Source organism: Streptomyces sp. NPDC047043 (assembly GCF_040644055.1).
In the GTDB taxonomy this organism is placed as follows: Bacteria; Actinomycetota; Actinomycetes; order Streptomycetales; family Streptomycetaceae; genus Streptomyces.
The window spans coordinates 143,145-155,928 of record NZ_JBEYVO010000021.1; the positions used below are offsets into that span (position 1 = coordinate 143,145).

A 12,784-nucleotide genomic window follows, 5' to 3' on the forward strand; every position below is an offset into this window, starting at 1 on the left:
GCCCCCGCGGCCCGTCGAACTTACGTCCCGGGCGGATGCGTTGTGAATCGCGTCGGTGCCCGCTGCGGTGGCCGCGGGACTCACCCGTGCACAGGTCGGTCCGGATGGTCCCGGTTCGCCCGGCACAGGGCGGGCTGGTCCAGGTCGCCCAGGGCCAGGTGGGCGAGGACGACCTCGTAGAGATCGCTGCCGGCGGCCAGCAGCTGGCGTTCGAGGACGGGTTCCGCGCTGCGGACATGCTCGCGCACGGTCTGGGCGTGTACACCCAGGGTCTGTGCGGTGCGTTCGGCGTTGCCTCCGGCGGCGATCCAGGTGCGCAGGGTGCGGCGCAGGTCGCGGGCGTCCGCGTCGAGGCGGGCGAGCAGGTCGCCTGCCCAGGTGTGCAGGGCGGGGCCGGCCAGCAGGTCGGCGAGACGGGGCTGGGCCGTGTCGTTCGCGACGGCCGGGTGCGCTTGTTCGGCCAGGCCGATCTGGGCGTTGAGGACCAGGTGGACGACAGCACGGGCGGTGAGGTCGGAGAAGTCCGCGCGCAGCAGGGTCTCCACGCGCTCCATGCGGGCGCGGACGGTGTTACGGCTGACACCGAGGACCTTGGCGGCGTTGACGGCGGTGAACTCCAGGCCGAGCCGGGTGGTGGCCAGCAGTTCGGCGCGGGTGTGATGGGCCAGGGTGTCGAGCGGGCGCAGAACATCGGCGGTCCAGCGGTGCAGCACGGCGGGGTCCATCAGACGTTCGGGGTGGGTGCGCTCGGCATAGACGGCCTGCTTGTCGGGGCGGAAGCGGGCGACGGCAAGGGCGCTGACGGCCTGTCCGTAGGCGGTGGCGGTGCGGGCGAGGGTGTTCGGGGCGCTGCCGCCGAGGATGGTGCCCGGGCGCCGTACCACCAGGGAGCGCAGTTGGTCGGCGGCCGCGTCGCGAGGCGTGACGACGATGACGTGCGCGTCGACGGCGGGGCAGCGTACGACGAGGGCCTGCTCCTCGGTGGCGTCCAGGCAGTCCTCGGCGATGCGGTCGCGTTCCTCGGCACAGCCCTCGATGACGTAGACGCACGCGGAGTCGGTGTCGAGGAGGCCGGGCCACAGGCCCGCGGCGACCCGGCGGGCGGAGACGGTGTCCTCGACCATCAGCAGTTGCAGGATGGCCAGACGCAGATCGGACGTCGCGCGTTCCAGGCGGCGTCCGGCGGCGGTCGACTCACGTGCCCTGAGCAGGAGTTCGACCACCTGGGCGGTGTGGGTCACGATGTCGGCGGTGCGCCGGTCGAAGGGGGCGGCGCGGGAGACGGCCAGCACACCGGCCGCGGCGGACTGCGGCTGCGCCACCCTGACCAGGCGCAGATGGCGTCCGGTGTCGTCCCAGGCGGCGGAGGCGAGCCGGCCGTTGACGAGGTCCGCGACGAGGTTCTCCTGCAGTGGTGTCGTGGTGCCGGCGAGGAGGTGGCCGGTGTGGTCCTGCAGACAGGCCGTGCCCTGCACGGCGTCCGCGAGCCAGGCGACGACCCGGCGGACGTCGCGCCCGCTGGGCCGCAGGTGCTCGAGCAGTTCCTGCGCCCACGCAGAGCTGTCGGCGCCCGTCACCTGCGTGGGACGGTCGCCGTCCTTTCGGCCAGCCATCTCGGCCTTCTCCTCGTGCATCGCTTCGACCTCGGCACAACGCGGGGACGTTACCTCACGGGTGCCCGATGTCGTACCACTGCCGCACGGCTGCGCCGGAATTCAGTGCCTGTGTCCGAACCCGGTGCCCGTGGCTCGGATCGTGTGCGGGGGCCGGCTCACCAGTCCCGTCACGGGAGAGCGGGATCACGGTGGAGCTGGTCCGGTGCCTGCTGTGTGCCCAAGGCCCTGATCCGGCAGGTCGGCCCGTGGAGGCTGGTGTGCGGGGTGTGGGTTGGGCCGGTCCAGGAGGCGTGTCCGCCAGTGGGTGAGGCCTTGTGACAGGTCGCTGTCTGCGGGAGTCAGTCTGGGGAGGCAGCTGTCGATGTAGTGGAGGTAGAGCGGAACGAGCTCGACGTGCAGGAGTTCGGTGAGGTGCTCTGCCGAGGCCGGCTGTCCGTGGCGTGCGCGCGTCGCGGCGCGGACGAGTTCCGCGGCGACCGGTGAGGGCTGTGCGAGGTGGTGGCGGATGGCGTCGTCGGTGGATCCGGGATCCGCGTGGGTGGCGGTGTAGAGGAACCTGAGGGGGAGCAGGACCGCCTTGGTGAACCGTCTGGTGTCGTTCGCCAGGCGTGCGGGGTTGTGGAACTCGGCCAGGACCGGGCCCGTCGCGAGTATCTCCAGCGCGAAGCGGACGCTCTCGGTCAACAGCGTGTCGGCGTCCGGTTGTGCCACGTCCTGACGGACGTCCTCGCCCAGGAGCAGTGTGCCGCTGTTCTTGAGGTCGAGCCGGTCGACGGCTGGGAATCTGCCGTCGCCGCGGTCCGTGCGCAGGGCCGGCAAGGAGCTCCAGAACACCGACAGGCGTTGGTGGGCACCGTCCTTCTCCTGGAGGGCGCGGGTTACACGGTGGATGGTCCGGTCGTCATCGTGACGGCGGTCCGTGAGGACCAGTCCGAGATCGATGTCGCTGACGGCGGGTGCGAATCCTCCGTGCGCGAGGCTTCCCAGGGCGTAGCCCGCGACGAGGCGGTCGGCGAGGGTCTGCTGGAACACCCTCGCACAGCGCTCGGCGACCCTGGTGGCGGAGCCGGCATCGAGGGTCTCCCGGGGGAGCGTGCTCATGCTGGGGCGGCGGTGTCGCGGCACGCCAGCTCGGCGATCCGGTCGGAGTCCATGGTGATGATCTGCCAGGCGCGGTCGAGGAGTTCGGTGACATCGCCGAGCCGCCACTCCTGCCGCTCGGCGAGCAGGCGGTAGCCCATCTCGATGTGTTCCTCGTCCGCTTCGTCGTGCAGGGCGAAGTAGGCGTTGCCGGGGAACGCCACGGAGCCGGCGTTGCTGAAGGTGAGGCTGCCGGCCTCCAGCACCAGGTGGGCCAGGACAACACGGTGCAGTCCGGGCAGGGTGCGGAACTGGTCGACGAACCAGGCGGCTCCGGCTTCGACGACGGGGTCCCAATCGGCGCTCCGGCCGGTGCGGTGGCTGTCCGCCAGGATCTCGTTGTGGCCGATCTCCTCCTGCTGGTGCTGGAGAGCGAGTTCCTTGAGCTGGGGGTCGGTCTCGAACGCGGCCCGGACACTGATCATCCGTTGGAACGCGTCCGACCACGGTGCCAGGTGTGCCAGTACGGCGTCCTTCGTGGCTGCCGGTGTCGTGGGGTCCTCCAGCAGGACGATCAGGCCGCTGGCGCGGTAGTCGCGGACGTGCTGTTCGTTCTTGTCGGCGACTTCCCGGAGGGGCGCGGGCATGGTGGTCATCGGGATCCGTCCTCCTGGAGGGTGCTTCGGGATGGCTGTGGCGGCGGGCTGGGCTGGGCGCTCTGCGACGGGTAGAGCGGAAACCTGAAGTAGACGGACACGTCGCCCTCGAGGCCGAGCGAGCGGTAGCTGACCAGCTCCTGAAGGCCCCGGCTCTGGTTCAGGGGCCGTGGCGCCACGGCGCGGAGGAGGGCGTGGTGGCGTTGTGGGTCAAGTCCCTCGTGCGCCATCAGTGCACCGATCCTGGCCGCGGCTTCCTCGTCGGACGCGGTGAAACTCGACACCCGGAAGTAGGTGGTCGACTCGTCGGCGCAGGTGGCGTCCGGCCGGAAGGCCAAGCAGGTCAGCGGGGCCTTTCCGGCGGCTTCGGGGGCCGTGCCGAGCAGAGTCCGGAAAGCCGAGCGGGCCCGGTCCGGCTCATGGGCCCGGGCGAGCGAGGCCATCTGTTCCAGGACCGCGACGCTGCTGGTGTGGTTGCGGTAGTAGACCTTGGCCCGGGCCCGCGCGCCGGTGTCCAGGTCAAGGGCGAAGAACTCCAGTTCGCGCTCGGCTCCGTCCGCCTGTGTCCCTCGGGCCACCCGTGCGGCAGTGTCGGCCCAGGCGGTGCCCATCGCGAGGCGTTCCATCGCCTCGCTCACCAGGGCGTAACGGTCCTGCGGGGCCACGGCGTACAGCCCGAAATAGATCTTGAAGGCCGGAGGGTGCCCCGGCCGCCAGGCCAGGGAGTGCCACACGGGTACGGGCTCTGTGTCCTGGCCGGCGTCCGGCGCAAAGACATCGGCCACCTTCCCGTAGCGGTCCAGGCCGACCAGTGGCTCCCCGGCCAACCGGTCCGTCACGGCCGCCGCGGCGGTCCGGTTGGAAGCCGCGGTGATGGGCCTGGCGGCGCCCAGCGCCTCGAACAGGATGCGCAGTTCCGGTCTCCCCCGGGACCACTTCACCGACATTTCGGCGGGGAAGCCGTCGTCGGCGACGTACGAGGGGAACGGGCACGCCTGCCCGACGGGCATGTCGGCCCATGGCCGCAGAAGGCCCCGGACCTGGTCCGCCACAGGCTCGCTCATGGACTGCGGCAGGCCGAGCCCGTCGCACATTTCTATCCAGCGTTCGCGAAGGAACCCGCCGATGGAACGCCCTTCACCCGAGAAGATGCTCTCCACTCACCTGTCCGTTCTCCAAGCGTGCCGTCCCCTGCGATACCGGCGACTGACCACCCATCACACGCGGGCCGAAACCTTCGGCCCTGAGGGGGATGAGCGGGAATTTCACGGGAGGCCGGCGCGATCACCGCCGCGTCTGGGGCGAGCACCACTCTCCAGGCGATCAAGCGCACGATCCACCTTTTCGAGGAGCATCGAAATGCTTGCCCTGGGCGCGGAGCGACAATGTGCCGCAGGCCTCCGCGCAGGCGGAAACGTGAAACGGCCCGAGACGCTCAAAGAGCGGCCCCGGGCCGGTGGTTGAGAACTTCGCGAGCTCAGGCGCTGTGCTCCTGGAAGGCACCGCCCGCGGTGAAGGCCAGCTTGGCGAAGCGTTCGCCCATGCGGCGGTGGGTGGTGGCGTCCGGGTGGAGGTCGTCCGGGAGCGGGAGTTCGGCGGCGTCGTCCTCGCCGTAGAGCTGACGGCCGTCGAGGTGGTGCAGGTTCGGGTCGTCGGGCGAGCGCTGCGTGACGATGCGGGCCAGTTCGTCGCGGATGACGCGCAGGGTCAGTTTGCCGCCTCCGACCTCGGCCGGGTCGCCCATGGCCTGGAAGCGGACCTGGCCGGTGCCGAGGGAGGAGACGTCCATGGCGGTGGGGCCGGGCGTGTCCTCGTGCATGGGGCACAGGACGGGTGAGACGACCAGCAGCGGGGTGTCGGGGTGGCCTTCGCGGATGGTGTCGAGCAAGCCGTGCACGGCGGAGGTGAAGGCGCGCAGGCGCATCAGGTCGGTGTTGACCAGGTTGATGCCGATCTTGACGCTGATCATGTCGGCGGCGGTGTCGCGCAGGGTGCGCGCGGTGAACGGGTCGAGCAGGGCGCTGCCGCCCAGACCCAGGTTGATCAGATCCACGCCGGCCAGGGACGCGGCGAGCGCCGGCCAGGTGGCGGTGGGGCCCGCGGCGTCGGAGCCGTGGCTGATCGAACTGCCGTGGTGCAGCCACACCTTGCGGCCGCTGTCCGGGGCGGGCTCGACGGGGGCGTCGGTGCGCAGGGCGAGCAGTTCGGTGGTCTCGTTGTGCGGCAGCCAGATCTCGATGTCCTTGACGGTGTCCGGCAGTTCGTCGAAGCGGAGGGTGCCGGCCGGGCCCCGGCGGTGCTCGGCGGTGCCGGCGGCCATGTCGATGCTCAGGGTGTTGCCGCCCTGGACGCTGCCGTGGCCGGCCGGGCGGCCGTCGACGAGCAGGTCGTACACACCGTCGGCCGGGCGGAAGGACACGCCCGCGTAGACGCGCTTGGTGGGCCGTGTGTCCAGTTCGAGGACGGTGGCGCGGGTGCGGAAGACCAGTCGTACGCCGGAGGGCTGGGACTCGGCCATGAGGAGCTGTCCGTCGGTGCACTGGGCGCGGGCCCAGGCGGGCAGCCGGTGCGGGAGGACGCCGTCCTCGGTGCGCTCGACCTCTATGGCGCCGCGCAACAGGTCCGCGGTGACGGGAGTGGTGGTCCAGTGGGTGTCGGTGGTCATCGCCTCAGGCTTCCGTGGGTGTCTTCTCGGGCCAGTTCCGCAGCAGCGCGTCGAGGGCGTCCAGCGACCGGGACCAGGTCTCCTGCGAGTCGGGGAGGCTGTGGTCGAAGCCTCCGGCGAGCTCGAGGCTGGAGTAGCCGTGGAAGAAGCTGCCCAGCAGCCGGACCGCGTGCGTCTGGTCCGGCTCCGCCAGGTCGTAGCCGCGCAGGATCGCCCGCGTCATCTGGGCGTGCCGGACGCCCGCGCTCGCCGCCGCCGTCTCGGGGTCGAGTCTGAGCCGGGCCGCGGTGGAGCGGCCGGGGTGTTCGCGGGCGTAGTCGCGGTAGGAGTTGGCGAAGGCGGTCAGGGCGTCCTTGCCGGCCCGTCCGGCCACGGCGTCGGCGGCCCGGTCGGCGAGCTCCTCCAGGGCGAACAGGGCGATACGGGTCTTGAGGTCCTGGGAGTTCTTCACGTGCGAGTACAGGCTCGCGACCTTCACGTCGAACCGTCTGGCCAGCTCGGACACGGTCACCTGCTCGAAGCCGACCTCGTCGGCGAGCTCCGCGCCCGCGAGGACCAGGCGCTCCGTGGTCAGTCCTACGCGTCCCATGCACGTCCTTTCGTCTTCCCGAGGGCTCCCTGAAGGTCTCCCTGAAACGATTATGCATTTGCCTAATACCTTTAGGCAAATTAGCCTCACCCTTATGAAACCGCTGACCGAACAAGAGATCCGCGCCGCGTTCGTCAACTGCACCAAGGGCGAGGCGAAGCGTCTGTCCGTCCCGCGTGACCTGGCCGACCGCCCGTGGGACGACCTGGACTTCCTCGGCTGGCGCGACCCCCAGGCTCCCGACCGCGCCTATCTGGTGGCCGAGCTGGGCGGGTACCCAAAGGCCGTCGCCCTGCGCTCCTCCGGCGCCGGTTCCTGGCAGACCCGGCGCAGCATGTGCTCGCTGTGCCTGACCACCCACTCCGGCGGCGTCTCGCTGCTGGTCGCGCCCCGGGCGGGAAAGGCCGGGCAGCAGGGCAACTCGGTGGGCGCCTACATGTGCAGCGACCTCGCCTGCTCGCTGTACGTACGGGGCAAGCGGGACGCGGGCATCGGCGCGCGGCTGCACGAGACCATCACGCTCGAGGAGAAGATCGAGCGGACCGTCACGAACCTCGCCGCGTTCGTCGCCAGGGTGACCACGGCATAAGCTCTGCCAATGGCGAAGTACTTCGACGTGCACCCCGACAACCCCCAGCCGCGCACCATCTCCCAGATCGCGGACAGCATCCGCTCGGACGCCCTCATCGCATATCCGACCGACTCCTGCTACGCCCTGGGCTGCCGGCTTGGCAGCCGTGACGGCATCGACCGGATCCGGACCATCCGCAAGCTCAACGACCGGCACCACTTCACCCTGGTGTGCGAGAACTTCGCGCAGCTCGGCCAGTTCGTGCACGTCGACAACGACGTGTTCCGCGCGATCAAGGCGTCGACGCCCGGCAGTTACACCTTCATCCTGCCGGCGACGAGGGAGGTGCCGCGCATGCTGCTGCACCCCAAGAAGAAGACGGTCGGTGTGCGCATCCCCGACCACGTCGTCACCCAGGCCCTGCTGGCCGAGCTCGGCGAGCCGCTGCTGTCCAGCACGCTGCTGCTGCCCGACGAGGACGAGCCGATGACCCAGGGCTGGGAGATCAAGGACCGTCTCGACCATGTGCTGGACGCGGTGGTCGACTCCGGGGACTGCGGCACCGAGCCGACGACGGTCATCGACTTCTCGGACGGCGAGGCCGAGATCGTACGGCGGGGCGCCGGGGACACGTCACGCTTCGAGTGAAGCCGTACCCGCAGGAAGCCGGGTGGATGGTACGTGCAACGATGATCGTGACCGGCCCGTCGGGCCGCACAGTTGCTTCGCCGCGAGTGCGCAGAGAGGTAGTCCCCCATGACCTCCGTACAGGGAACAGCCGTTGACATCACCACCGGGGACGGTGTCGCCGACGCCTACCTGGCGCATCCCGGTGACGGCCTCCCGCATCCCGGTGTTCTGCTCTACATGGACGCCTTCGGGCTGCGTCCGCATCTTGAGTCGATGGCCGACCGGCTGGCCGGGGCCGGCTACGCGGTCCTGGTGCCGAACGTCTTCTACCGGCACGGCCGTACGCCGGTCTTCGATCTGCCCGAGTTCATCGACCCGTCGGCCCGGCCGGAGATCTGGGGGCAGATCGGCCCGGTGATGCAGTCTCTCACGCCCGAGCTCGCCATGCGGGATGCGGACGCGTACTTGCGGTGGCTGGCGGATTCGCCGCTGGTCGCCGACGGTCCCGTCGCGCTGACCGGCTACTGCATGGGCGCCCGTCTCGCGCTGTTCACCGCCGGCACCTTTCCGGACCGGGTGGCGGCGGCGGCCGGTTTCCACGGCGGGCGGCTGGCGACGGACGCGCCGGACAGCCCGCATCTGGTGGCCGAACACGTCACCGCCGAGCTGTACTTCGGCCACGCCGACGAGGACGGCTCCATGCCGCCCGAGCAGCAGCAGCTCCTGGAGGAGACCCTGACCGCGGCCGGTGTACGGCACCGCTGCGAGGTCTACCCGGGTGCGCACCACGGGTACACGCAGGCGGACACCGCCGCCTACAGCAAGGAGGGTGACGAGCGGCACTGGGCGGCGCTGCTCGACCTCCTCGCGCGCACCTTCTGAGGTCCGGCTTCGGAGGCGGGCTTCCTCAATCGTCCACGGTGCCCGCGGAGTTCGCTCCGCGGGCACCGTGCGTTGCCCACTGTTCAACTTATTGACATGCACGCGGCCCGGTGCCAGTTTGAGAGCGCTCTCAATGCGGTCCGGACCAATTCCCCTCAGGTGATCCCCCCACAACAAGTGAACCCCCCACGGAGGTGGAGCGTGCGCAGAAAGCTCACTCACCGCAAACTCACGCGCCGGCTGCTGGCCCCGGCAGCGGCGGCGGCGCTGCTCGCCGCGGTCCTCGCGATCCACTCGCCCTCGTCCGCGGACGCGGCGGTGCCCGACACCATCCCGCTGAAGCTGACCAACAACTCCGGCCGCGGCGAGCCGGTTTACGTCTACACCCTCGGCACGCTGCTCTCGACGGGACAGCAGGGCTGGGCGGACGCGAACGGCGCGTTCCACGCCTGGCCCGCGGGCGGCAATCCGCCGACTCCCGCGCCCGATGCGTCCATCGCCGGGCCGGCGAGCGGCCAGTCGAAGACGATCCGGATTCCCAAGTTCTCCGGCCGGATCTACTTCTCCTACGGGCAGAAGCTGGTGTTCAAGCTGACCACGGGCGGGCTGGTGCAGCCGGCCGTGCAGAACCCGAGCGACCCGAACCGCGACATCCTGTTCAACTGGTCCGAGTACACGCTCAATGACTCCGGTCTGTGGCTCAACAGCACGCAGGTGGACATGTTCTCGGCGCCGTACGCGGTCGGGGTGCAGCGCTCGGACGGCAGCACGGTCAGCACCGGACATCTCAAGTCGGGCGGCTACAACGGGTTCTTCAACGCCCTGCGCGGACAGTCGGGCAGCTGGAAGAACCTGATCCAGACCCGGTCCGACGGCACCGCACTGCGGGCCCTCGCGCCCGGGTACGGCCTGGAGACCGGCGCCCTGCCGGCGTCCGTGATGGACGACTACGTCAACCGCGTCTGGCAGAAGTACGCGTCGACGACGCTGACCGTCACGCCGTTCGCCGACCAGCCCAACACCAAGTACTTCGGCCGGGTCTCGGGCAACGTCATGAACTTCACCAACTCCTCCGGTGCGGTGGTCACCAGCTTCCAGAAGCCCGACGCGGACAGCATCTTCGGCTGCCACAAGCTGCTCGACGCGCCCAACGACCAGGTGCGCGGCCCGATTTCGCGCACCCTGTGCGCGGGCTTCAACCGCTCCACGCTGCTGGTCAACCCCAACCAGCCGGACACGAGCACGGCGAGTTTCTACCAGGACGCCGTGACCAACCAGTACGCGCGCAACGTCCATGCGCAGATGGCCGACGGCAAGGCCTACGCGTTCGCCTTCGACGACGTCGGCAACCAGGAGTCACTGGTCCACGACGGCAGTCCGCAGCAGGCGTACCTGACGCTCGACCCCTTCAACTGACCGCGACCGGATCGACTGACGCCGAAGGGCCTCACCCCGCTCGGGGTGAGGCCCTCTTCGTGCGGGTGATCAGCTGGTCGTCAGGGCGGTGTCGTCGACGACGAAGCTGGTCTGCAGGGAGGAGTCCTCGACACCGCTGAACTTCAGGGTGACGGTGGAGCCTGCCAGGGAGGACAGGTCGAAGGACTTCTGGGTGTAGCCGGAGGCGGCGTTGAGGTTCGAGTACGTCGCCAGGGTGGTGGATCCGGCGGTGACCGTGAGCTTGTCGTACGCGGTGCTGCTGGTGGTCTCCGACGTGTCGATGTGCAGATAGAAGGTGAGCGTCGCCTTGCAGCCGCTCGGGATGGTCACCGACTGGGACAGCGTGTCGGTGTGGGTGGAGCCGTAGCCGTCCAGCCAGGCGTAGTACGAGCCGCCGTGGGCGCTCTCACTGGTGGAGTTGGTGATGACTCCGCTGGACGCGGTCCAGGTGGTGTTGCCCGACTCGAAGCCCTGGTTGCCCAGGAGTTGGGCCGAGGTGCAGCTGCCGCCGCCTCCGCTGGAGCTGACCGTCCAGGTGAAGGACGCGGTGCCGGTGGCGCCGGTCGAGTCGGTGACCGTGACCGTCGTGCTGTAGGTGCCGGCCGTCGTCGGGGTGCCGGAGATGACGCCCGTGGAGCTGTTGATCGACAGGCCGGTGGGCAGTCCGGTCGCGGCGTACGTCAGCGAGCCGCTGTTGGTGGAACTCGCGGAGATCTGCAGGCTCACCGCGGTGCCGACGGTGGAGGACTGGCTGCCCGGGTTGGTGACCGTGACGCCGGTGGTCGGCACGGTGATGTGGCTGCCGACGTTGATGCCGGCGAAGGCGTTGCCGACCCCGGCGTACTGGGTGGAGCTGGTGCCGTACAGCGCGGCGGCGGCGTTCAGGGCGGCGGTGCGGGCTCCGGCGTAGTTGGTGCTGGACGTCATGTACGTCGTCAGCGCCTTGTACCAGATCTGCAGGGCCGCGGCCCGGCCGATGCCGGCGACGGCGACGCCGTCGGAGGTCGGGCTGTTGTAGGTGACGCCGTTGATGGTCTTGGTGCCGCTGCCCTCGGAGAGCAGGTAGAACATGTGGTTCGCCGGGCCCGAGGAGTAGTGGACGTCGAGGTTGCCGACGCCGGAGTACCAACTGTCGGCGGAGCCGCCGTCCTTGCTCGGCTTGTCCATGTAGCGCAGCGGCGTGCCGTCGCCGTTGATGTCGATCTTCTCGCCGATGAGGTAGTCGCCGACGTCGCTGCTGTTGTTGGCGTAGAACTCCACGCCGGTGCCGAAGATGTCCGAGGTCGCCTCGTTGAGGCCGCCGGACTCACCGCTGTAGTCCAGGCCAGCGGTGTTGGAGGTGACGCCGTGGCTCATCTCGTGGCCGGCCACGTCGAGCGAGGTCAGCGCGTGGGTGCCGCCGGAGCCGTCGCCGTAGGTCATGCAGAAGCAGTCGTCGTCCCAGAAGGCGTTGACGTACGCCGAGCTGTAGTGGACGCGGGAGTAGGCCGCGACGCCGTCGTTCTTGATGCCGCTGCGGCCGAAGGTGTTCTTGTAGAAGTCCCAGGTCTCCTGGGCGCCGTAGGCGGCATCCGCGCCGGCCGTCTGGGTGTTGGAGCCGGATCCGGTGCCCCAGACGTCGTCGGAGTCGGTCATCAGGGTGCCGGTGCCCGAGGTGGCGTTGTTGAGGTTGTACGTCTTGTGGCCGCCGCGGGTGGTGTCGTACAGCTGGTACGTCGAACCGGACAGCGTGGTGCTGAGCGAGACGGTGCCGCTGTACTGGGTGTTGCCGGTGCCGGTCTTGATGCCCTGGTAGCGGTAGAGCTCCTTGCCGGTGGTGGCGTCGGTGACGACGTGCAGCTGGCTGGGCGTGCCGTCGTCCTGCAGGCCGCCGACCACCGTCTCCCAGGCGAGCCTGGGGGTGCCGCTGCCGGCCCAGATGACCTTGCGGGCGCTGTCGGTGCTGGGCTGCTTCGCGTCGAGGGCCGTCGCGGCCTTCAGCGCCTTGGTCTCGGCGGCCGACTTGGCGTAGGTGGCCGTCGTGGAGGCGACCTTGACGGTGTGCTTGTTGTTGAAGGTCGCGCTCACCGTGCCGGAGGCGAGTGAGGCGGGCGGGGTGTGCACGACGAGGTCGCCGCCGAGGACCGGGAGGCCCGCGTAGGTGCGCTCGTAACGGGTGTGCAGGGTGCCGTCGTTGTCCTTGACGACGTCCTTGACGACCAGTTTCTCCTTGGCGCCGAGGCCGATCGTGCGGGCGGTCGCGGCGGTCTTCTTCTCAGCGCTCTTGACGAGCGCCGTGTGCTGCGCCGGGGTCAGCTTGGCCTCCAGCCCACCGGTGCGCACGGGGCTGGGATGGGGGGCCGCGGGCTTCGCGTTCGCCGGGACCGACTGGATGCCGACGGCGAGGAAGGCCGCGGTGGAGACCAGGGCTCCTACCGCGGTCCGCTTGCGGGGGATGCGTCTCACTCGTTCTCCTACTGCGTTGGCCGCGTGGGGCGGCCGGTGAGAGACCGGGCAGCCGGGTCTGCTGTCCGGGACGAGCCGAGCTGTGCGGGTCCGGACACGTGTGAGGACAACGTGCCGCTACCGTGGGGTAGTTGGGAGGGAGAATGGCAGGCTTGTCAGTGACATGTCAGCCATTCGGTCAGGCATCTAGGGTTATCCCTCGGTGCAGGGGGT

General features: G+C 69.8%; 11 protein-coding genes. 4 read left to right on the forward strand and 7 right to left on the reverse strand.

The window, feature by feature from the left end:
* Positions 1-80: 80 nt before the first annotated feature.
* From ABZ880_RS30910 to ABZ880_RS30935, 6 genes are all read right to left on the reverse strand, one after another.
* Positions 81-1,613, reverse strand: a complete 1,533-nt coding sequence (locus ABZ880_RS30910) for a helix-turn-helix domain-containing protein (RefSeq protein WP_361269308.1) — start codon at positions 1,611-1,613, stop codon at positions 81-83.
* A gap of 186 nt (positions 1,614-1,799) precedes the next feature.
* A complete protein-coding gene (locus ABZ880_RS30915; RefSeq protein ID WP_361269311.1) occupies positions 1,800-2,717 on the reverse strand; it encodes a hypothetical protein in 918 nt (305 codons plus the stop codon).
* Complete coding sequence (locus ABZ880_RS30920; protein ID WP_361269314.1) at positions 2,714-3,352, reverse strand: hypothetical protein; 639 nt, start codon at positions 3,350-3,352, stop codon at positions 2,714-2,716. The genes ABZ880_RS30915 and ABZ880_RS30920 overlap by 4 nt, the downstream gene beginning before the upstream one ends.
* Positions 3,349-4,416 (reverse strand): tryptophan dimethylallyltransferase family protein, encoded by a 1,068-nt coding sequence (locus ABZ880_RS30925; RefSeq protein WP_361269317.1) that lies wholly within the window; start codon positions 4,414-4,416, stop codon positions 3,349-3,351. Before ABZ880_RS30925 ends, ABZ880_RS30920 begins: the two co-directional genes overlap by 4 nt.
* A gap of 413 nt (positions 4,417-4,829) precedes the next feature.
* Complete coding sequence (locus ABZ880_RS30930) at positions 4,830-6,017, reverse strand: SGNH/GDSL hydrolase family protein (protein ID WP_361269320.1); 1,188 nt, start codon at positions 6,015-6,017, stop codon at positions 4,830-4,832.
* Between the two features lie 4 nt (positions 6,018-6,021).
* On the reverse strand, positions 6,022-6,606 hold the full coding sequence (locus ABZ880_RS30935; protein WP_361269323.1) for a WHG domain-containing protein: 585 nt from the start codon (positions 6,604-6,606) through the stop codon (positions 6,022-6,024).
* A 94-nt stretch (positions 6,607-6,700) separates the two neighbouring features.
* On the opposite strand from ABZ880_RS30935, the gene ABZ880_RS30940 reads away from it, so the two are divergent.
* The 4 genes from ABZ880_RS30940 (at position 6,701) to ABZ880_RS30955 (ending at position 10,105) form a co-directional block, all read left to right on the forward strand.
* Complete coding sequence (locus tag ABZ880_RS30940) at positions 6,701-7,195, forward strand: FBP domain-containing protein (RefSeq protein ID WP_361269326.1); 495 nt, start codon at positions 6,701-6,703, stop codon at positions 7,193-7,195.
* Between the two features lie 9 nt (positions 7,196-7,204).
* Positions 7,205-7,825, forward strand: coding sequence for an L-threonylcarbamoyladenylate synthase (locus tag ABZ880_RS30945; RefSeq protein ID WP_361269328.1), 621 nt, complete (start codon positions 7,205-7,207; stop codon positions 7,823-7,825).
* Positions 7,826-7,933: 108 nt separating this feature from the next.
* The gene (locus ABZ880_RS30950) at positions 7,934-8,689 is read left to right on the forward strand and encodes a dienelactone hydrolase family protein (RefSeq protein ID WP_361269331.1); all 756 of its coding nucleotides are present in this window, start codon (positions 7,934-7,936) and stop codon (positions 8,687-8,689) included.
* 201 nt (positions 8,690-8,890) lie between these two features.
* Positions 8,891-10,105 (forward strand): glycoside hydrolase family 64 protein, encoded by a 1,215-nt coding sequence (locus ABZ880_RS30955; RefSeq protein WP_361269333.1) that lies wholly within the window; start codon positions 8,891-8,893, stop codon positions 10,103-10,105.
* Positions 10,106-10,174: 69 nt separating this feature from the next.
* On the opposite strand, the gene ABZ880_RS30960 is transcribed toward ABZ880_RS30955, so the two are convergent.
* Entirely contained in the window at positions 10,175-12,571 is a 2,397-nt protein-coding gene (locus ABZ880_RS30960; RefSeq protein WP_361269336.1) for a M4 family metallopeptidase, read from the reverse strand.
* Between the last annotated feature and the right edge of the window lie 213 nt (positions 12,572-12,784).